The 21,435-nt window shown below is 50.8% G+C and carries 13 protein-coding genes; 7 read left to right on the top strand and 6 right to left on the bottom strand.

Going from position 1 to position 21,435, the window contains the following annotated elements; genetic code table 11:
- Positions 1–13: 13 nt before the first annotated feature.
- From J7438_RS18750 to J7438_RS18740, 3 genes are all read right to left on the bottom strand, one after another.
- Complete coding sequence (locus J7438_RS18750) at positions 14–2,134, bottom strand: F-box/WD repeat-containing protein (RefSeq protein WP_209277759.1); 2,121 nt, start codon at positions 2,132–2,134, stop codon at positions 14–16.
- Between the two features lie 86 nt (positions 2,135–2,220).
- Complete coding sequence (locus J7438_RS28415; RefSeq protein WP_209277758.1) at positions 2,221–2,364, bottom strand: IS1/IS1595 family N-terminal zinc-binding domain-containing protein; 144 nt, start codon at positions 2,362–2,364, stop codon at positions 2,221–2,223.
- Between the two features lie 66 nt (positions 2,365–2,430).
- Entirely contained in the window at positions 2,431–4,560 is a 2,130-nt protein-coding gene (locus tag J7438_RS18740; protein WP_209277757.1) for a WD40 repeat domain-containing protein, read from the bottom strand.
- 482 nt (positions 4,561–5,042) lie between these two features.
- On the opposite strand from J7438_RS18740, the gene J7438_RS18735 reads away from it, so the two are divergent.
- Positions 5,043–6,062 carry a phosphate ABC transporter substrate-binding protein PstS family protein gene (locus J7438_RS18735; RefSeq protein ID WP_209277769.1) on the top strand — a complete coding sequence of 340 codons (1,020 nt, stop codon included), beginning with the start codon at positions 5,043–5,045 and terminating at the stop codon, positions 6,060–6,062.
- A gap of 79 nt (positions 6,063–6,141) precedes the next feature.
- Here J7438_RS18735 and J7438_RS18730 read toward each other — a convergent pair whose 3' ends face one another.
- On the bottom strand, positions 6,142–7,461 hold the full coding sequence (locus J7438_RS18730) for a Na+/H+ antiporter family protein (RefSeq protein ID WP_209277756.1): 1,320 nt from the start codon (positions 7,459–7,461) through the stop codon (positions 6,142–6,144).
- Positions 7,462–8,015: 554 nt separating this feature from the next.
- Between J7438_RS18730 and J7438_RS18725 the strand changes: the two genes are divergently transcribed.
- From J7438_RS18725 to J7438_RS18700, 6 genes are all read left to right on the top strand, one after another.
- On the top strand, positions 8,016–10,328 hold the full coding sequence (locus J7438_RS18725; RefSeq protein WP_286196711.1) for an ABC transporter permease subunit: 2,313 nt from the start codon (positions 8,016–8,018) through the stop codon (positions 10,326–10,328).
- Positions 10,329–10,354: 26 nt separating this feature from the next.
- The gene (pstA, locus tag J7438_RS18720; RefSeq protein ID WP_209277755.1) at positions 10,355–12,043 is read left to right on the top strand and encodes a phosphate ABC transporter permease PstA; all 1,689 of its coding nucleotides are present in this window, start codon (positions 10,355–10,357) and stop codon (positions 12,041–12,043) included.
- A 5-nt stretch (positions 12,044–12,048) separates the two neighbouring features.
- A complete protein-coding gene (gene pstB, locus J7438_RS18715; RefSeq protein ID WP_286196709.1) occupies positions 12,049–13,068 on the top strand; it encodes a phosphate ABC transporter ATP-binding protein PstB in 1,020 nt (339 codons plus the stop codon).
- 49 nt (positions 13,069–13,117) lie between these two features.
- The gene (phoU, locus tag J7438_RS18710; protein WP_163370418.1) at positions 13,118–13,852 is read left to right on the top strand and encodes a phosphate signaling complex protein PhoU; all 735 of its coding nucleotides are present in this window, start codon (positions 13,118–13,120) and stop codon (positions 13,850–13,852) included.
- A 232-nt stretch (positions 13,853–14,084) separates the two neighbouring features.
- Positions 14,085–16,253, top strand: coding sequence for a type I secretion system permease/ATPase (locus J7438_RS18705; RefSeq protein WP_209277754.1), 2,169 nt, complete (start codon positions 14,085–14,087; stop codon positions 16,251–16,253).
- 6 nt (positions 16,254–16,259) lie between these two features.
- The gene (locus tag J7438_RS18700; RefSeq protein ID WP_209277753.1) at positions 16,260–17,945 is read left to right on the top strand and encodes an HlyD family type I secretion periplasmic adaptor subunit; all 1,686 of its coding nucleotides are present in this window, start codon (positions 16,260–16,262) and stop codon (positions 17,943–17,945) included.
- 60 nt (positions 17,946–18,005) lie between these two features.
- On the opposite strand, the gene J7438_RS18695 is transcribed toward J7438_RS18700, so the two are convergent.
- Together J7438_RS18695 and J7438_RS18690 are read right to left on the bottom strand one after the other, a co-directional pair.
- Positions 18,006–19,175, bottom strand: a complete 1,170-nt coding sequence (locus J7438_RS18695; protein ID WP_209277752.1) for a pentapeptide repeat-containing protein — start codon at positions 19,173–19,175, stop codon at positions 18,006–18,008.
- A gap of 50 nt (positions 19,176–19,225) precedes the next feature.
- A complete protein-coding gene (locus J7438_RS18690) occupies positions 19,226–21,427 on the bottom strand; it encodes a zinc/cadmium/mercury/lead-transporting ATPase (protein WP_209277751.1) in 2,202 nt (733 codons plus the stop codon).
- Positions 21,428–21,435 lie beyond the last annotated feature (8 nt).

The following is a 21,435-nucleotide window of genomic DNA, read 5'->3' as shown; positions in this document are numbered from 1 at the left end:
AGATACCTGTCTGCTATCGACTCTGAAGAAGGCGGGTTGGGGTTTCGTGCGGATTGTCCAGAACCATGCCAGCAGCGAAAAGGCACCAGATTTTTACGTTGTACGAGCCATTTACGGTCACCACCTGTTTGCTATCGACACTGAAGAAGGCAGAATTGATCCGGTAGTCATGTCTCAGAATGACCTTATTCACCCAGTTGCCTTCGGCATTGCGGCCAAAGACTACTGCAGTACCATCCTCGCTTGCGGTTACCAGATGGGTGCCATCGGCGTTGAAGCGTACGGAATAGATCGGGCCAGCATGTCTGATAAGGGCTTTTGGCAGCCACTTGCCGTGCCCATCGTAACCGTAGATTGTTACCTTGAATTTGCTACGAACGTTGTCATTCGAAAGGCTAACCGGGCACCAACAGAAAGTGGCAATGTGTCTGCTATCAGGGCTGAAGCTGGCGTTATTGTATGGCCCTTGAAAGTCATGGGGAATGATGGCGCTTTCTGTCCAGCCTCTGGCTTCATCATAACTGTATATTCTGGCAGTGCGATCATCAGAGCTAATGATTGCCGCATGTCTGCTATCGGGACTGAAGAAGGCTCTTTTACTCTTTTCCAGACAGGGAATAGAGGTCGGTATCCAGTTGCCGCGTTTGTCACAGCTGAGGATTTCAAGGTTAGATGTATTTTTGCTAACCATCACATGACGGCTATCGGGGCTGAATTTGGGCCAATGCTGGGCACCACTGTAGATAATAATCGGGATATTGCCGGTTTTCTCTGTCCAGTCGCTGTTGCTGTCGCGACTGAGGATTTTCATGGTTATGCTGTCAGTTTCACCGTCTTTCCGGTTGACGGTAATGACATGGCGACCATCGGGGCTGGCTATAACGCGTATGACCGAGCCTTCGTTGTGAGTGAGGGGGTTACTCTCCAGCCAGCCACCATCTTTGTTCAGGCTGAGGATTTTTGCGGTCTTTGCGACGATCCCCTCCTGATAACAGTTGAACATCAGCACATGGCTGCTATCGGGGCTGAAGGTGACTGAGTCGGCATAGAAGTCACTGGTGGCCTCTAATGTCCAGTCACCCTCCTCGTTCCGTCCGTGGATTTTTGTGCATGAGTCTGAGTGGGTCAGTACCCGGCGGCCATCCGGACTGAAGCGAGCCTTCAAGTTCCGCCTGAAATCGGTAATATCCGCTGCCAGCGTCCAGTGACCAGTGTCGTTCCAGCTGTGGATTCTGGCGCTGCCATCATCACAGGTAATGACGGCATGATGACCATCACAACTTAAATCAGCTGAGCTGATCTTGCCTTCATGGATAATGGCGAGTTGCTCCGTACAGCTCTTGTCTGCGTTATATGCGAAGATTTTTGCGGTATTTTTTCTACAGGCCAGCACATGATGGCCGTGGGTCTTAAAGTTGGGCTGAGGAAAACCTGTGCCGAAGTCGTAATCGAAGCTAAATCTGGCTTGTTTATGCCACGAGCTGTTCGCTGTGTAGCCCAAAATTATCCCGGTTTGATAGTTTTTCAAGATCACTAAATGGTCGCCATGGGTGTTCAAGCTGATGGTAATACCATCAGTACGAAGAATTTTCCCTGCCAGAACCGGTTTGAATTGTCGACAGTCAGCCATCAGTTTACTCACCGTGTAAAACAGGACCTGGGGGAAGTATTTCCTTCTTTGTGCTTTACATGTTTTAAGACCATCGTTTGTTGTCTGCTCTTCAGGGCATTGGCTGTAAAGTTTACCGACTAGCGTTGTATCCGTGGTAAATTGCCCCAGCCAGTGCCGCAGGTCACGATCACTGATGTCACGGGCAATCTCTTTAAACTGGTTCTGCTGGTGTGCTGCCAATTTTGCAAACCACGATCTGGCCAGCAGATGTTCATCGGTGATTACCTGATTTAAATACGTACACGTTTTTGCGGTGGCAAGTATCTCCCGGAAAGATAAATAGCCCAACAGCCTGAGCATGGGAGGCTCTGGCAAATACAGTAATGAAAACTGGTCTTGGCAGGGCACAACCGACATACCGTTGCTGCTCCACACATAACGGGATATCTCAGGTGTTACTCCAGCGCAGTCCGGGCTATCGCCATAATTGCCGCTGGTATTCGCGGTAACGGGAGGTTCCATTGTGAATTGTGATCTTCAGGTGGTTGCCATTCAGATATCTTGGATGGGATTGCCGGACAAAAGTTCACAGCAATCGGAATGATCGTCTAGAACTCAAGCTGGAAGCTTTGTCTGCAATAACGACACTGAAAGCGCTGTATGCCTGAAGGTGCTTTCCCGTTTTTCACAACACCATCTATGGTACCAGCGGAGCCATGATAGGCTTTCCCATGAAGGTTGAGCAATTTCACTATCTCTCACGACCCCTTATGATCTTTCTTGATGGAACCGGGCGCAGATCCCGGCCCGAAATATCGCTATGGACTGGATTCAATCTGCATAGTTTCGTCCAGAGACATGCCAGTAGCGACAAGACGCCAGATTTCCACGGTGTAATTGCCACTTACGGTCACCACCTGCCTGCTATCAACACTGAAGTTGGCATACTGAACCGGGTCGGCATGCTTCAGAACGGTCTTCTTCTCCCAGTCGCCTTCGGTATTCCGGCCCAGGATGATTGCAGTGCCATCCGCACTTGCGGTCACTAAAAGGCTGGCATGGGCGTTGAAGCGTGCGGAGTTGATCGGGCCGTTATGGGTGATAGTGGCTCTTGGTCGCCAATTGCCATGCTCATCGCGACCGTAGATTTCTGCCTGATATTCGGTATTCAAGTTCTTTTCGTTGCAACAGAAAGAGACAATATGACGGCTATCAGCACTGAAACTGGCCTTAATGTGTAGCAATCCCCAGTCATGGTTAGGGCTAATGGTGGCTTTTTCTATCCAGCCTTTGGCTCCGTTATAACCGTATATGTAGCAGCGGGCACGATAACCATTGGGGATGACTGTCACATGGCTGCTGTCGGGACTGAAAAAGGTTTTTCCTATTGTTTTCCAAAAGGGATCAGAAATAGAGTTATGTATCCAGTTGCCGTGTTTGTCATGGCTGAGGATTGCTACGCTACAAAGATCTTCTCTAGCCATTACATGGCAGCTATCGGGGCTGAATTGGGGGTATAGGATAGGATGATCGTGTTCCAAAATGGGGATATGGTCAGTTTTCCCTATCCAGTTACCGTTGCCGTCATGACTGAAGATTGTTAGGGTTTTGCTCCTGGTTCCGGGTGTTTGGTTGACGGTAAAGACATGGCGACCATCGGGGCTGGCTGTAGCATGCGTGATCCTGTAGTCATCGTTATCGAGTTTGATGCTCTCCATCGTGATGCCATCTTTTTTGTTCAGGCGAAGGATTTTTGCCATCTCCCTGGAACCGAACATCAGTAACGGGTTGCCATTGGGGCTAAACCTGACGAGTTTAGCACTGGGGTCGCCAATGGTTTCTGATGTCCAGCCACCCTCCTCATTCTGACTGAGGATTTTTGCGCACGGGCCGGGGGGCCTGGGGGACAATGGACGGGCCAGTACCTGACTGCCATCGGAGCTGAAGCAGGCCTTCCAGCACGTGTCATCGGCAATGTCGGCTGTTAACGTCCAGTGACCAGTGTCGTTCCAGCGGTGGATTTTGATACTGCCATCATTACAGGTAATGACTGCCTGATGACCATCGTAACTCAGGTCAGCTGATATGATCCTGTCTTCATGGACCAGAGTGAGTTGCTCTGTGCAGCTGTGATCGGGTTTGTATGCAAAGATTTTCGCAGTATGGCGGTCATCCCAGGTCAATACATGACGGCCACGGGCGATGAAGCTGGTCATGGGGGCGGTTGAAGCAGGTTCTTCGGGGGTGCACCAGGAGCGATAGCTAAAACCAGCTTGTTCATTCCATTGGCCGTTCCCTGTGCAGCCAAGGATTGTCCCGGTATTACTGCTTCTGAAGATCACTAAATGGTTGCCATGGGTGCTAAAGCTGACGTCAATGACTTCCGGCTTTTCAATAATAATGCGCTTTTCCAGAACCGGATCGAATTGTTGACAGCCAGCCATGAGTTGACCCACCTTGTAAAACAGGGCATGGGGGAAGTATTTGTTTTTTTGTGCTTCACCGGTTTTAAGACCATCGTCTGTTGTTTGCTCTGGAAGGAATTGGCTGAGGAGTTCATCGGCTGCTGTTGTATTCGTGGTAAATTGTTCCAGCCAGTTCAGCAGGTCATGATCACTGATGCACCGGGCAATCTCTTTGAACTGGTTTTGCTGGTGTTCTGCCAATGTTGCAAACCACCTTCTGGCCAGCAGATGTTCACTGGTGATTACCTGATTAAAAAACTTACACGTTTTTGCGATGACGAGTATATCCCGGGAAGGTAAGCAGCCCAGCAGCGTGCGCATGGGAATCTCTGGCAATGTCAGCAATGAACTCTGGTCTTCGTCGGGAACAATCGACATACCGCTGCTGCTCCCCACACAGCGGGACGCCTCAGGTGTTACTCCGGCACATTCCGGACTGCCGCCATAAATGCCGTTGTTGTTCTCGGTAATGGGAAGTGCCATGGTGAATTGCCCTCGTCTGGTGATTGCCGGTCAGTTACCTTGGATGGGAAAGGTAGTCAAAAGTTCAAGGTTTTTGGAATGATCGTTTAGACAAGACCTGTCTGCTAACGTCACTGAAGAAAACTGGTCCTGGCAGGGCACAACCGACATACCGTTGCTGCTCCACACATAACGGGATATCTCAGGTGTTACTCCGGCGCAGTCCGGGCTATCGCCATAATTGCCGTTGGTGTTCACGGTAACGGGAAGTGCCATTGTGAATTACGATCTTCAGGTGATTGTCATTCAGATATCATGGATGGGATTGCCGGGCAAAAGTTCTCAGCAATCTCCGCTTTCATAGAATTGTCATATTCAAGCTCTATATTTGATTCCCGGAAGTCAAGCAAGGAGGCTCACGCCTCAGATCAACCTTTGATAGCCCTTTAAGATGAGAAGGTGCTGTTAATCGAACAGGGCGCGTAAATCCCGGAGAGCAAATGATGAAAATAACAACACACGTAACTGCATTTAAGCGAGTCCTGGCAGTGTCTGCTACCGCAGCGCTGGCGTTGGCCAGTGGTGCTGCCATGGCCAGCCAGCTGGATCCATCCCTGCCAAAGTACAGTAAGTCCAGTGGCGTGTCCGGTAACCTGTCCTCCGTGGGTTCAGACACGCTGGCAAATCTGATGACGCTCTGGGCCGAAGATTTCAAGCGCATTTATCCCAATGTGAATGTTCAGATTCAGGCGGCGGGTTCTTCTACTGCACCTCCCGCTCTGACCGAAAGTACCTCAAACTTCGGCCCTATGAGTCGGAAAATGAAGGACAAGGAGCTGGAAGCATTTGAGAAAAAGCATGGCTACAAGCCAACGGCCATTCCTGTAGCGATTGATGCGCTGGCGGTCTTTGTTAACAAAGATAATCCCATCAAAGGTCTGACCATGGCCGAAGTGGATGCGATTTTCTCTTCAACCCGCAAGTGTGGCGCAGACAGTGAAGTGAAGACCTGGGGGGATATCGGCCTGAGTGGATCCTGGAAGAACCGCTCTGTGCAGCTGTATGGACGTAACTCGGTATCCGGCACTTATGGCTACTTCAAGAAGAAGGCCCTGTGCAAGGGGGACTTTAAAAACAGTGTGAATGAGCAGCCAGGTTCCGCCTCGGTGGTTCAGTCGGTTTCTGCATCACTGAATGGTATTGGCTATTCCGGTATTGGTTACAAAACCTCCAGCGTGAGAACCGTTGCACTGGCGAAGAAAGAAGGCCAGTCTTTTGTTGAGGCGACGCCACTGAATGCGGTTGATGGCAGCTATCCTCTGTCACGTTTTCTGTACGTGTATGTGAACAAGCAGCCTAACAAGCCATTGTCTCCCCTTGAGCGCGAATTTGTTAAGCTGCTGCTCTCTGAACAGGGGCAGGAAGTGGTTGTGAAGGATGGCTATATTCCACTGCCAGGCAAGGTGGTTGATAAATACCTGGCTAAGCTCGGACTGGATAATACGACGATTGCCAGCAAGTAATGTTATTGCTGAGTTGATATGAAGCCACTGTCTTCAGTGGCTTTATTTTTTGGTTAACCCTTCAAAGGATCCGCCTTGATTACAGAATCATCGCCGCAATCCAGGCAAACAGGATCATGGGAATGTTGTAGTGCATAAACGTTGGAATAACGGTGTCACGAATGTGGTCGTGCTGGCCATCCACATCCAGCCCGGCGGTTGGGCCAATGGTGGAGTCTGAGGCTGGAGAGCCTGCGTCACCAAGCGCGCCGGATGCACCAACAAGCGCTGCGGTTGCCAGAGGTGAAAAGCCAAGAGCCAATGCCAGTGGGACATAAAGTGTGGCAATAATGGGAATGGTTGAGAAGGAAGAACCAATACCCATGGTGATCATCAATCCAACAAGCAGCATCAGAAATGCGGCCAGTGCCTTGCTGCCATAAACCAGCTCTTCAACCATGGCCACCAGGGCAGGAATATCCCCGGTTGTCCTGAGTACTTCGGCAAAGCCAGAGGCAGAGATCATGATAAATCCACACAGAGCCATCATTCTTACACCCCGGGCAAAGACATCATCCGCTTCCCGCCAGTGCACAATGCCGCCGAGGATCATCATCATAAAGCCTGTGGCTGCACCCATGGCCATGGAGTCCGTGAACAGTTGCACGCCGAGTGCCGCCGCAATGGATACCAGGGTAATCAGCACGGCCTTTGGCTCCATGGATGGCTGCTGTTCCTTAGCGGTTTTCAGGGCGCTCTCTGCAATGTGGTAGTGGCGGGGTTTACGGTAAGTCCAGAACACAGCCACAAGCAGACCAATAAACATGCCGAGTACTGGTAGAGCCATGGCCGATGGCATCAGGTCAGGGTCAATGTTCAAGCCATTATCGTTGAGGTTGCCCGCCAGGATCTGGGTCAGGTAGATATTGCCGAAACCAATGGGAACCAGCATATAGGTGGCGATCAGACCAAACGACAGAGTGCTTGCTACCGCCCTGCGGTCCAGCTGTAAAGAGCTGAAAACACCCAGAAGCGGTGGGATCAAAATAGGAATAAAGGCGATATGGACGGGGACCACATTCTGGGAGGCAAAGGCCATCAGCAGAATGCTTCCCAGGATCGAGATCCTCAGGCCAGCAGTTTTGTGGGTCCGGGCTACCCTCTGAATAATTCGATCGGCCAGCCACTGGGGAATCCCGGATGCGGATATGGCCATAGCAAAGGCACCCAGCATACCGTAGCTGATGGCGATGCTGGCACCACCCCCCAACCCTTCGGCAAAAGCGGTAAGTGTTGCATCAAACCCCAGTCCACCGGCAAGACCTCCACCAATAGCCCCTAAAAAAAGGGCAAGTACAACGTTTACACGCAAGACACTCAAGGTCAGCATGATGGCAACAGCCAAAATGACAGCGTTCATAATAATCCAGTTTGTGTTCTTTTGAGTTATAAGCGGTTTGCGATACTTCAATCCACAGCATTATCCAAAGCACGATCTATAACAGATCAGTCTAAAGCAGATCAGTGCAGAGCTCGTCAGGAGCTATCGCATTCCTTGATTGGTTGTGCCTTGAACTCTTTTTTCTAGTTGTAAATTAATATATTACACATTGAGGCTAGAAGCTCAGGCGATAAAAGTAAATGTATTCGATCAGGGTCGAATCAGTACTTCAATGGTGATGATGGTGTCGGTGGGCATGCAGGGAAGGGATCATGGAAAGGGCAGAGCTACACTGTTCTGATTGAGTGTCAGTACCGGGTATTGTTAGCAGATTTCTGGGTAACATCGTTATTTTCTCTGATCATGATGCACTTGCTACAGGCCTGTAAGCATTGAAATTCAGGCTTACATCAGTCAATGGCCGTCACTAAATTACAATGATCCGTCGGCCCGGGCAATGATTTTTTCCCGGTGTCACATTACTGTCATATTGATTCTGTAAGTTACGGGCATGATTTAATCTGACTTGCGCCATGTATCAAAATTCGATGGATAACAGCCCGGGTATTGATTTCAATACACCGGCACTAAAAAAATATCGTTCTCTGCGCTTCTTGAAAGACCGTCTCGCCCGTTGGGGGGTTGCCTCCGGTGGTCTTGGCGTGATTGTGGCGATTCTTCTGATTTTCTTTTACCTCCTCTACGAGGTCCTGCCGCTATTTAACCGCGCTGAGATTAACCAGGTTGCTTCATACCCATCGCCCGTGACTGTCGTTGATGAGCCAGTTGCTACGAAAAAAGCACCGATATTTCTCGCCGTTGAAGAGCAGGCAGAAGTGGCCATGAAAGCAGAGGCTTCCGGTAATCTGCGTTTTTTCTCCACCCAAACCGGTGAATGGCTACAGAATGAGTTGCTGCCAATACCTGCGGGCAGTGAGGTGGTCAGGGTGGTCAGGGATGCTGCTGGTTCCAATCTGATGGCGGCCGGTCTGACAAACGGTGAGGTCATACTGTTCGATCAGGGCTATAGGATTACCTGGCCAGATGACCGCCGGAAGATCACACCGGAAGTCAGCTACCCCTATGAGCGGCAGCCCTTTGCCATCAAGGACTTTTCGGCTCCGGTTGCGCAACTGGCAATCAGTGACGGTGAGGAAAAGCTGTTAATGGCCGCCAGCAGCAATAACCGGCTGGTGATGGAGGTTGTCCATAAGGAAGCGGATTTTTTAACCGAATCCGTCACTGTTGATCAGCAGTCCGTCGCCCTGCCGGTTATCAGTGGACTTTCTGCGCAGGGTGGCCTGGATATCCGCCAGTTGCTGATTGATCCGGAACAAACCTGGCTTTATGTCCTCAGCGGCAGCAATCAACTGACGGTGATCAATATCAGCGATATTGACCGTCCCTATATCCATGAGACGCTCAACCTGACCGCTAAGGGAGTGGACGTTACCGCGATGACGTTTCTGTTGGGTGGGGTGTCCCTGCTGGTGGGTGACTCAGAAGGCAATATCGCCCAGTGGTTTATGGTTCGTGAAGATGGCCGTCTGAATTTGCACAATATTCGTTCTTTCAGCCTCGGCAGTGATCCCATCGACAAGATTGTTCCGGAGCATCGGCGCAAGGGCTTTCTGGCGTCGGATGTGAAGGGTCAGGTCGGTCTGTATTACACCACGGCAAACCGTTCTTTGCTGGTGGAGCCCTTGGCTGTGGGTCGAATTGATCAAATGGCCGTAGCGCCAAGAGGCAATTATCTCATTCTGGCAAGCCAGGGTGAGACTCAATTCCTGAAAATCAACAATGAGCATCCGGAAATATCCTGGTCTGCCCTGTGGGGTAAAGTCTGGTATGAGTCTTACAATCAGCCGGATTACATTTGGCAGTCCTCGGCATCAAACAATGATTTCGAGCCCAAACTGAGCCTGATGCCACTGTCGTTCGGGACGCTCAAGGCGGCGTTTTACGCCATGTTGCTGGCAGCGCCGCTGGCCATTTGTGCGGCTATTTACACCGCCTACTTTATGGCTCCGGGCATGCGCAGAAAGGTAAAGCCGGTGATTGAGCTGATGGAGGCCCTGCCTACGGTCATTCTGGGTTTCCTGGCGGGACTGTGGCTGGCCCCGCTGATTGAAAATCAGTTGGTGGGTATTTTCGCCCTGTTGCTCTTTGTGCCAGCGGGCATCCTGATGTTTGCTTTTGCCTGGGATGGCTTGCCTTCAACTATACGTCACCGGATTCCTGACGGTATGCAGGCCGGATTGCTGGTGCCCGTGGTGTTACTCAGTGGTGCCCTGGCCATGTCACTCAGTTCCAGTCTGGAACTCTGGCTGTTTGACGGTGATATGCGCACCTGGCTGACCACCGAGCTGGGCATTCCCTACGACCAGCGTAATGCCCTGGTGGTAGGACTGGCCATGGGTTTTGCCGTTATTCCAACCATATTTTCCATCGCGGAGGATGCGATATTCAGCGTACCCCGGCACCTGACCTATGGTTCCCTGGCGTTGGGAGCAACGCCCTGGCAGACCCTGACCCGGGTGGTTCTTCTGACCGCCAGTCCGGGTATTTTCTCTGCGCTGATGATTGGTATGGGAAGGGCGGTAGGTGAAACCATGATCGTGCTGATGGCCACAGGGAATACGCCCATTATGGATGCCAATATCTTTGAGGGCATGCGGACGCTGGCGGCCAATATTGCCGTTGAGATGCCAGAGTCTGAAGTGGGCAGCAGCCATTACCGAATTCTCTTTCTGGCCGCCCTGGTGCTTTTCCTGTTTACCTTTGTGGTGAACACGGCGGCGGAGATGGTGCGTCATCGACTCCGCAAGAAATACAGCTCGCTCTAAGAAGGGAAAGAGGATAGGAAATGACCATGAATAATTCCCTTCAAAGCCCCGGAAAACGCTCTGTTGGTGCTTGGATTAACAGCGGTGCTCCCTGGGTCTGGCTGAATGCCGGTGCGGTTGCCATCAGTCTGGTTCTGGTGATCGGGCTGCTGGGGTTGATTGCTGTGCGGGGGCTGGGGCACTTCTGGCCGGGCCAGATTATGGTGGCTGATTACCAGCCTCCGGGGCAGGCTGTCCGAATGGTTGCCGGAGAGATTACTGACAGTGAAGAGGTTCCTGCGGCTCGTTTGGAGTCGTCCGGCCTTGAAGTGGTCAACGGCCAGGAGCTATATACCCGTGATCTGCTGAAGCAGGGCAATCGGGACCTGAGTGGTGCTGACTTTGTCTGGATCGTCGATGAGTGGCTGAGTAACCGCCAGAACCCTGAAGACATCATGGTGCTTGAGCGTCGTGAATGGGGCAATTTCTACGGTTTCCTTGAGTCCGTTCAGGAAGATGGTGCCACCATTGCCAGTGGTGAATCGGCCTGGACCGTTTTCAATGAGCGTTTGGATCGGGCTCTCGGGATTTATCAAGCAATCTATCAGATTGAAAAGCACGACATTGGCTCAATTAACGCCGCAATTGAGCAGTTGCGGCTGGCCGAGCGTCGTTTGGAACTGAGCGGTGATATGGATCCTGTCCGTCAGGCAGAGATTCAGGCTGAGCGAAAACGACTGAATCAGGAATATCAGCAACTGGAAACCCAGCTGGGTGATCTTTACCGGGCGTTCAACCGCGACAGCTTTGTGGCCAGAACCGTTGCTGGTCAAACCCTGGAACAGCCAATCAGTAAGGTGGTTCGTGCCTATCAGCCCAATACCCTGTCACTGACCGATAAAATCGGCTTCTACTTTGACAAGGTCGGAGAGTTCATCCTGGATGACCCCAGGGAAGCCAACACCGAAGGCGGCGTATTCCCCGCCATCTTTGGCACAGTGATGATGGTGATTCTGATGTCCATTATGGTGACCCCTTTCGGTGTTATCGCTGCCGTCTATCTGCGAGAGTACGCCAGTCAGGGCTGGATGACCCGGGCCATCCGAGTGGCAGTTAATAACCTGGCGGGGGTTCCCTCCATCGTTTACGGGGTTTTTGGTCTTGGTTTTTTCATCTACTTTGCCGGGGCAAAAATCGATAATCTGTTTTTTGCCGAGGCCCTGCCATCCCCCACCTTTGGTACTCCGGGGCTGCTGTGGGCATCCATCACCCTGGCTCTGCTGACCCTGCCGGTGGTGATTGTCGCTACTGAAGAGGGGTTGTCCCGCATTCCCCGCTCTGTTCGGGAAGGGAGTCTGGCCCTTGGTGCCACCAAGGCAGAAACGCTGTGGCGGGTGGTGCTGCCCATGGCCAGCCCGGCCATGATGACCGGTTTGATTCTGGCGGTTGCCCGTGCGGCTGGGGAAGTAGCACCACTGATGCTGGTGGGTGTTGTTAAGCTGGCTCCCAGCTTGCCGCTGGATGGCAACTACCCTTATCTGCATCTTGATCAGAAGTTTATGCATCTGGGCTTTCATATTTTTGATGTGGGTTTCCAGAGCCCGAACGTGGAAGCCGCCAGACCGCTGGTGTATGCCACTGCGTTGCTGCTGGTGATGGTTATTGCTGTGCTGAATCTGTCCGCCGTAGCGATTCGCAACCGGTTACGGGAAAAATACAAGAGCCTTGAGGACTGAACACGATGTCTGCGGAAGAGCTTTATAACGTCATCGATAGAAAGCCGGAAGGGGATGAAAAAAAGGATGAAAGCCTGAACAAGACTCTGAGAGAGGCTCTTACTGTGAAAACCGCCATAACGTATCCTGAAAACAGCTCTGAGAAGTACGCCAGTGTTACCGCTGATGGTCGTGCTGAACCGGCTTCCGCACTTCCCGGGGCTGTTAATCCTGAGTCTCTCGGGCGTGGTCGTTCTGTACTGAATCTTGAGCTTGAACCGACCAGTATGGAGGTGTCTGGGCTGAACCTGTTCTATGGCGAAAAACAGGCGCTGTTTGATATCTCCATGAAGATACCGCAACAGCGGGTAACGGCGTTTATCGGGCCTTCGGGTTGTGGTAAATCCACGCTGCTACGCAGTATGAACCGGATGAATGATCTGGTGGATGGCTGTCGTGTGGATGGGCAGATACGGCTCACCGATACTTCCGGTGTGCAGCAAAATATCTACGAAAAATCCGTCAATGTGGCTGATCTTCGTCGTCGGGTGGGGATGGTGTTCCAGAAGCCCAACCCATTCCCAAAGAGTATTTATGAAAATGTTGCCTATGGCCTGAGAATTCAGGGCATCAATAAAAAGCGGGTACTGGATGAGGTTGTGGAGTGGGCGCTGAAAGGGGCTGCGCTCTGGAATGAAGTGAAGGATCGCCTCCATGAAAGCGCACTGGGCCTGTCCGGCGGGCAGCAGCAGCGTCTGGTTATTGCCCGGACCATTGCGGTGGAACCCGAAGTATTGCTTCTGGATGAGCCGGCATCTGCACTCGACCCCATCTCCACATTGAAGATTGAAGAGTTGATCAATGAGTTGAAGTCCAGATTTACCATTGTGATTGTCACCCATAACATGCAGCAGGCGGCACGGGTGTCGGATTACACTGCATTTCTGTATATGGGGCGGATGATTGAGTATGGCGACACCGACAGACTGTTCACCAACCCCCGCAAGAAACAGACTGAAGACTACATTACTGGCCGTTATGGCTGAAGTTCTTTCCTGAATCTCAACAGCTTCTGGCCGCCTCCAAGGATTACCCATGCCTAACCAAAGCGATTTGCTGACCCACCATATTTCTCAGCAGTTCAACCATGAACTGGAAGAGCTGCGCAATAACCTGTTGTCCATGGGCGGCATGGTCGAGAAGCAGGTCAGTGATGCCATTGAGTCGCTGATCAATGCCGACAGTGACCTGGCCATCGTTGTTTGTGAAAAAGACACCGACATCAATTTTATGGAAACGTCCATTGATCAGGAGTGTTCCAGAATTCTGGCCCGCCGCCAGCCTGCAGCCAGCGACTTACGTCTGGTTCTGGCATGCACCAAAGTGGCGACGGACCTGGAGCGCATTGGTGATGAAGCGGCCAAAATTGCGCGATTTGCCATAAAATTGTCAGAACAGGGGGAAGCACCCAAAGGCTATATTGAAACCCGTCATATTGGCAGCCATGTCCGCCAGATGACTCAGGATGCGCTGAATGCCTTTGCCCGGTTTGATGCAGAGCAGGCCCTTGCGGTGGCCAAAGAGGATAAAGCGGTTGATCGGGAGTATAAAAGTGCCACCCGGGAACTGGTCACTTATATGATGGAAGATCCCCGCTCCATTACCCGTGTTTTGAATATTATGTGGGTATTACGCTCTCTGGAACGTATTGGTGATCATGCCAGAAATATTGCCGAGTATGTTATTTACTTGGTAAAAGGCAAGGATGTCAGACACATTGGTCTTAAACGGATGCAGGAAGAGGTGTTTGATAAGCAGCTGGATGATTGAAGCAGTAATGTCTTTTATTTAATCAAAATGGTTTAGGGGAATTTAATTCCCCGGTTTTTATTTCTGATATGAGCACTATTTAAAAATTTGGTTTTCAATTTTTTATTTTTCAATTAGCTGTTTGGTATTTTGCGCTAATCTTTAGTTATTAATACCTTTCAGGCAATCATGCTGTTTGTTTCTGAATCAATCTATTGTAAGAAAACACGGATGAAACAATCAGCAGGTAGCTATGAATTACTCCAGTACCCTTCATGACGGCTGGGATATCCCTGATGAACAACCCGTCAGCAGCGATGACCTTCTTGAATGCCTCGCCTTGTTAACCCGCCATTATGGCAATCCGTATTCACGGGAATCTTTAAAAGCTGGAATGCCCCTTGAGAAAGGAAAATTTACTGCAGAAGTATTTATTCGATCGTCCGAAAGAGCGGGGCTGGCCTGTAAAGTTCATAAGCGAGAGATTGCCGAAATATCGTCACTGGTTGTTCCTGCCGTGTTGTTACTGAATAAACGCAAAGCCTGCATTTTGTCTGATATTGACCATGCAAAAGGCACTGCCCGGATTATTATGCCGGAAACCGGTGAGGGCACGACAACAATCAGTATTGAAGAATTAAATGAATTTTACAGTGGCTATGTTATCTATGTCCGTGAAAAGCATCGTTATGATCGTCGGACCCCACAGAAATTAACGGTTAAATCCAGACATTGGTTCTGGGGAACTATTCTCGGTTCATGGAGAATTTACCGTGATGTTTTATTGGCATCACTGTTGATCAACGTCTTTGTGGTTGCCAGCCCGCTGTTTGTGATGAATGTGTATGACCGGGTGGTTCCCAACCAGGCGTTTGATACACTCTGGGTTTTGGCCATTGGTGCGTTTATTGTTTTCAGTTTTGATTTTATTTTGAAAATGGTGCGCAGCTATTTTATTGATCTGGCCGGTAAAAAGTCTGATATCTTGCTCTCTTCTGCCATCATGGAGCAGGTTCTGGGGTTGAGCATGACGGCTAAGCCCGCTTCTGTTGGTTCCTTTGCGAAAAACCTTCAGGATTTCGAAAGTATTCGGGAGTTTATTACCTCTTCAACGGTCACTGCGCTGGTTGACCTGCCGTTCACCTGTATCATTCTTTTCGTGATATTTATGCTCGGTGGGCCGACGGCCGTCGTACCTTTGGTCGCCATGCTCATCATTGGCCTCTACAGTTTCCTTATTCAGGAGCCTCTCAAAAATTCCGTTGAAAAAACACTCCGTTCCAGTCAGCAGAAAAATGCCACATTGATTGAAAGCCTCTCAGGAATGGAAGCCCTGAAAATTGCCCAGGCCGAGAGTGATATTCAGTACCGTTGGGAAAAAGCCGTTAGCCATATTGCCACCTGGAGCATTAAAACCAAACTGCTCACTTCTTCTGCCACCAGCTTCAGTGCCTATGTTCAACAAATGGCCAATATAAGTATGGTTATTCTTGGGGTTTATTTGATTGCTGAAGGCGAGTTGAGTATGGGGGGGCTGATTGCCTCGGTCATGCTTTCAGGCCGCTGTCTGGCACCCATGGCTCAGATTGCCGGGCTGGCAACCCGCTATAACCAGGCCAAATCGGCTCTGGATGGCCTGAATCAGATCATGGACATGCCAACCGAACGTCCTGAAGACAGGGATTACGTTAATCGTCCGGACCTGAAAGGCAGTATTGAATTTGATGGGGTTAACTTTTCCTATCCCGAGCAGGAAATTCAGGCCTTAAGAGATGTCAGCCTGAGAATTAACGCCGGTGAAAAGGTTGGGATTATCGGGCGGATTGGTTCGGGCAAGACGACCATCGAAAAGCTGATACTGGGACTTTATGAACCGGGAGAAGGCGCGGTTCGGGTTGACGGTGTTGATTTACGACAGATCAATCCCACTGACCTGCGCTCCAGTATTGGCTGCGTTAGCCAGGATATCACGCTGTTCTACGGCTCCATTAAAGACAATATCACCCTGGGGGCAAACCATGTTGAAGACAGCCAGTTGCTTGAGGCTGCTGAGATTGCCGGAGTAACGGAATTTGCCAATAAGCACCCTAATGGGCTGGATATGATCGTGGGTGAGCGTGGGCAAAACCTGTCCGGAGGGCAGCGACAAAGCATTGCCCTGGCCCGTGCCCTGCTGATGAATCCACCGATTCTGGTGATGGATGAGCCATCCAGTTCCATGGATAACACCACAGAGCTGCGAATGAAGGAGCAGCTAAAGACCCGGTGCAGCGGCAAGACGTTGATATTGGTTACCCATAAGGCCTCAATGCTGGATCTGGTGGATCGACTGATTGTAATGGACAGTGGACGTATTGTTGCGGATGGACCCAAGGATCAGGTACATGCGGCGTTAAGGCAGGGCAAACTCAAAATAGGATAGGCTGGAATGAGTAGCAGCGATGATAAGGACGTAAAGGGCTCGACAGAGGCTCCTGTGAATCAGACTGAACCGTCAGAAGGCCACATTACCAAGCCGGCTGAGTCAGAACAGTTGATGCCAAGCCTGGCATTTAGTGTTGCTGATGGCGAGGAGCAGAATGCTTCTGAGGATGGCAAAAGGGAGGATTCTCTGGAGAACTCTTTAGAGGCTTCTTCAGAGACCTCTTCAGAGAACTCTTCAGAGTCGGCTGAGTCAGAACAGGCATTTAATGTTGCTGATGGCCAGGAGCAGAGTGCTTCTGAGGATGGCAAAGGAGAGGATTCTCTGGAGAACTCTTCAGAGACTTCTTCAGAGAACGCTTTAGAAAAGATAGAAGACACAGTGCTACCAGATGATATGGAATATATCTCTGATACCAATGTCGCCATGCTGATAAGAACGCCAAAAGGTGGCCGTTTACTGATATACACTATGCTGCTGGCGCTGTTCTCCTCCATCGTCTGGGCCAGTGTTGCCCGGCTGGATGAAATTACCAGGGGCCTGGGTATCGTCATTCCATCGTCGCGGTTGCAGGTGGTGCAAAATCTGGAAGGTGGGATTCTGGAGCAGATTTTTGTTGCAGAAGGGCAACAGGTGCATTCAGGGCAACCGTTGATGCAGCTGGATGACACCCGTTTCTCTTCCACCTTTCGGGAAAGTGCCATTGAGTATTACAGTGAACTTGCCAAAGCGGCCAGACTGAGAGCCGAATTGTCTGGTGAAACATTGAACTTCCCGGCTGAGTTGGACGACTATCCGGCTTATATGGAGCGAGAGCGGGAAATTTTTTATCAGCGTGCCGACCGCTTCATCGCAGAACTCAATGTCGCCCGGGAGCAGGCTGTCCAGGCTGAGCATGAGTTAGCCACCACAGAAGATCAGCTGATATTTTTGACCACCAGCTTTGAACTGGGACAGGATGAACTTGAGTTGACCGTTCCTCTGGCAGAGCAGGGTGTTGTCTCCAGGGTTGAGTTGATTCAGTTAAGACAGCGGGTGAATGACCTTGAGTCACAAATGCGAAGAACTGAGCTGAGTATTCCAAAGTTACAGGCGGCCCATCAGGAAGCATTGTCCCGTAAAGAAGAGGTCGTTCAGGAATATCGTGCTGATATTGTTCAGGAACTCAAGGAAACTGAAGTTCATCTGGATCAGTTAGGTGAGTCCAATCATGCCCTTGAAGACCAGGTGGACCGGACTCTGATTAAATCCCCCATGGATGGCATTGTTAAGAAAATCCATGTCACTACGTTGGGTGGGGTCGTTCAGCCCGGCATGAGTCTGCTGGAGATTGTGCCACTGGAAGATAACCTGATGATTGAGGCGCAAATTCAGCCCAAAGACATTGGTTTTCTGCGCCTGGGGATGAAAGCTGTGGTTAAGCTGACGGCCTATGACTTTGCGATTTATGGTGGGCTTGAAGGCGAGGTTGAGCACATCAGTGCTGATACCATCAAGGATGAGCAAGGCGAGAGCTTTTATATTGTCCGAATCCGGACCAAAAATAACTTCGTCGGCTCAGAAGATAAACCGCTTATGATTATTCCCGGTATGAGAACCAATGTGGACATTATCACCGGAGATAAGACGCTGATGGCCTATCTGCTTAAGCCTATTCTCAGGGCCAAGCAGAATGCGTTGACAGAAAGATAAACAGGATGAGGCTGGTTTTCCGGTGTGATCATAGCCACTGAAGCAGCAGTATTGCCAGCCTTACTCAATCATTGTATCCGGTGCGATTCGGGTATTGTGCAGTTGCCACTGATCAATATCTGAGTCTTTGATAATGGTTCCGATAAAACAACTCTGGCTGAAGTGCGCATCGGTCAGGTCGGTATGCTCGATCAGTAAATGATTCAGATGGCAATGGGTAAAGGTGGGTGCCTTTTCCACACTGAAGCAGTCGGTGAAAACGCCTTCATTGAAGCTGACCTTGTTGAATACGGCATTATCCAATTGGGCGCTGGTTAAGCTGACACGTTCCCAGACACACTGAGATATGTCGGTATTGGCCAGACTCACAGACTGTAATTCACAGTCAGCCATGGTTACTTCATTCATTGTTGCCCCGGAAAAAGAAGGCCCTTCATCAAAACTTTCACACCCTTTGAAGGATGCGTTTTGGATCGCCGCATTGTTGAATGAGGTTTTGGTCAGGGTACAGTGACGAAACTCCATATCCTGAATCTCTGCCTGTGAGAAATCTGTATTATCAAAGAATCCGTGGATGATATGACTGTTGTATAAACGTATTTCCCGGCAGGAACTGTTGTGGAAGGTTTGTGCGGTCATATCACAGTTCTCAATCACCGCCTTATCCAGCACGGCATGATCAAAATTCGCTGCTGAGAGGTCGGAATCAATGACTCTGGCATTGGCCAGGTTGGCGTGACGAAGGTCGGCCCCATTCAAATTACAACCATCCAGAATGCAGTCCCGCAGATCGGTATGGCGAAAATCGGCACCGCGCAGGTCACAGTTTTTCCAATAAACGCCACGCAGTTTCCCGGACCGGAATTTACAGCGCTGCATCAGGCTGTTTTTAAAGCGCATGCGCTCCAGATCCCGATGATTCAAAGATAGCCCGGTAAAGTCGGATTGATCCGGGGCGGTCCATCCGGGGTGAAGACTTTCCAGCAATGCCCGTTGCCGCGCAGCCTTCTCTTTTTCCTGCTCAAATTGAGAAGCCAGCCCTGATGTCTGTTGGACCTGATATTTGCCAACCTCTTTGTTCACCAGAATGCTTTTATTGGCTCTTAAGCCAGAGGTTTTGAGCCCATCGGTATCCAGAATATTGTGGTTACCCGACTTTGTTGAAACCTTCTTTTTTGGTGAAGACTTCTGTTCTGAAGACTTCGATGATGGGCGTTGTTTCTGTGGCACAGGTGGAAATCTCCGGACAAACTCATTTCATTCTGAGTCGCCCGGATAGGTTAAAGGTTTAGCCTCTTTTTATTTCGCAATAGCCTGAGAGCATTGGCGGTGACCAGGGCTGTGGCACCGGTGTCGGCAAGGACAGCAACCCAGAGTCCGGTCATGCCCAGCAGGGTAGTGACCAGGAACACGGCTTTACTGCCCACGGCCAGGAAAATGTTCTGGCGGATAACGGACATGGTGGCGCGGGAAAGACCAATAAGGTTCGCGAGTTCTACCACACGGTTATGGGTCAGCGCACAGTCTGCGGTTTCAAGAGCGACGTCGGCACCCGATCCCATGGCAATGCCGATATCTGCCGTCTTCAGTGCAGGGGCGTCATTGATACCGTCACCGATCATGGCAACCTGGCCTTGTTTTCGTAGCGACTCTATTTCAGCAGACTTATCTCCGGGCAGGAGATCCGCGCGATAGGCCATTCCCAATTGGCTGGCGACGGCTTTCGCAGCCCGTGGGTTGTCACCAGTGAGCATGATACTGTTGATACCCATGGCCTTAAGGGCTGCGATGGCATTCGGAGCCTCGGCTTTTGGTTCATCCCGCAGGGCAATAAAGCCCACCAAATGTCCTTCAACCGTCACCACCGCGATGGTATTACCCTGCTCTTCAAGCTGTTCAAGTTTCTGTTGAGCGCCTGTAATCAGATCAATACTGCCCTGTAAGTGTCGTGGTGAGCCAACGACCACGGCTTTACCTTCAACCTGACCTTGCACACCCAGTCCGGCTTTGGCCACAATGTTCCCGGCGGCAGGGATCCTGATATTCATCTCATCAGCTTTGGCGACGATGGCTTTGGCCAGTGGATGTGTTGAACCTGACTCGACGGATGCAGCCAGTCGCAGGATTTCCTGTTCTTGGTTGAGTGTTGAGCGGTCAAAGGATGCTATGTGAGTAACTGCAGGCTTTCCTTCAGTCAGTGTGCCGGTTTTATCAAAAGCGACCGTTGTGACCGAACCCAACAGCTCAAGGGCAGCACCACCCTTGACCAGTGCACCGTTGCGAGACGCTCTGGCCAGGGCCGAGGTAACAGCAGCAGGTGTTGAAATCACCAGTGCACATGGGCAGGCGATCAGTAACAGTGCCAGTGCCTTGTAGATCCATTCTACCCAGAGCCCGGCAAACACCAGCGGAGGAACAACAGCCACCAGTGCCGCCAGAAACATCATTAATGGTGTATACCAGCGGCTAAATGCATCAATAAAACGTTCAACGGGCGCTTTTCGCTCTTCTGCTTCTTCGATCAGACGGATGATACGGTCAACCGCACTCTCTCCGGGCTTTGAAATCACCCTGAGTCGGGCAACCCGATCCACAGATAGCGAGCCAGCCATTACACTCTCACCGGGGTTATGTTCAACAGGGACGGATTCGCCGGTCAGTGCGCTTTCATCAAAGCTAACGTCAGGCGTTAAGAGTTCACCATCAACGGGCAGGCGACTGCCCGGTAATATTTCGATGATGTCTCCCGGTGTCAGCGTATGGGCAGAAACCTCTGTTTTATGTCCATCGCGGTCAATACGGTAAGCCGTTTCTGGCGTCAGTGCCATCAGCTTCTGGACACCCTGTCGAGCCCGCCCTGCCGCAAACGCCTCCAGATGCTCACCAATCATGAATAGCAGAAGCACCATGGCGGCTTCAACGGTTTCACCCAGAAACAGGGCACCAATGGCCGCGATGCTCATCAGGGTTTCAATGGAAAAGGGAGAGCCACTCCTGGCTAATTGCCATGCTTTGGTCGCAACAGGGTAGAGACCCCAGAGTGTCGCCAGGTAAAAAAACACGTTGCCAGCAACGGGAAAGGTGCCCTGAATCAACACCGCGACCAGCATAAATAAGGCCAGTGATATAATGCGCCAGTATTTTTTCAGGACACTGTCAGCTGCCGTTTCTGAAACGGCGTCGTCCTTAACCGAAAAGCCCAGTTCTTTGAGAGTCTTAAAGATGTCATCACTGATGCCTGCTCGATTTTCGACCTCTACCAGCAGGCGCTCCGTTGCAAAGGTGACCCGAGCCTGAGTAACACCGTTCAGCCCCTTTACGGCATTCTCAATTTTGGCGGCACAGCCCGGGCAGTCCATGCCGGTGATGATCCAGCTTAGCTGCATACTATCGGATACCGAAGAAGTCTGACTTTCTATTGTAGAAGCTTCTGATTGAGTGTTATTGCCGCAGCATGAAGATGCAGCACCGCTACTTTTCATTGTGTCAC

The organism is Thalassotalea sp. G20_0, from assembly GCF_017744175.1.
Classification (GTDB): Bacteria; Pseudomonadota; Gammaproteobacteria; order Pseudomonadales; family Endozoicomonadaceae; genus Endozoicomonas.
The sequence above is the reverse complement of the archived record's forward strand: the minus strand, read 5'-3'. Positions and strand labels throughout refer to the sequence as shown.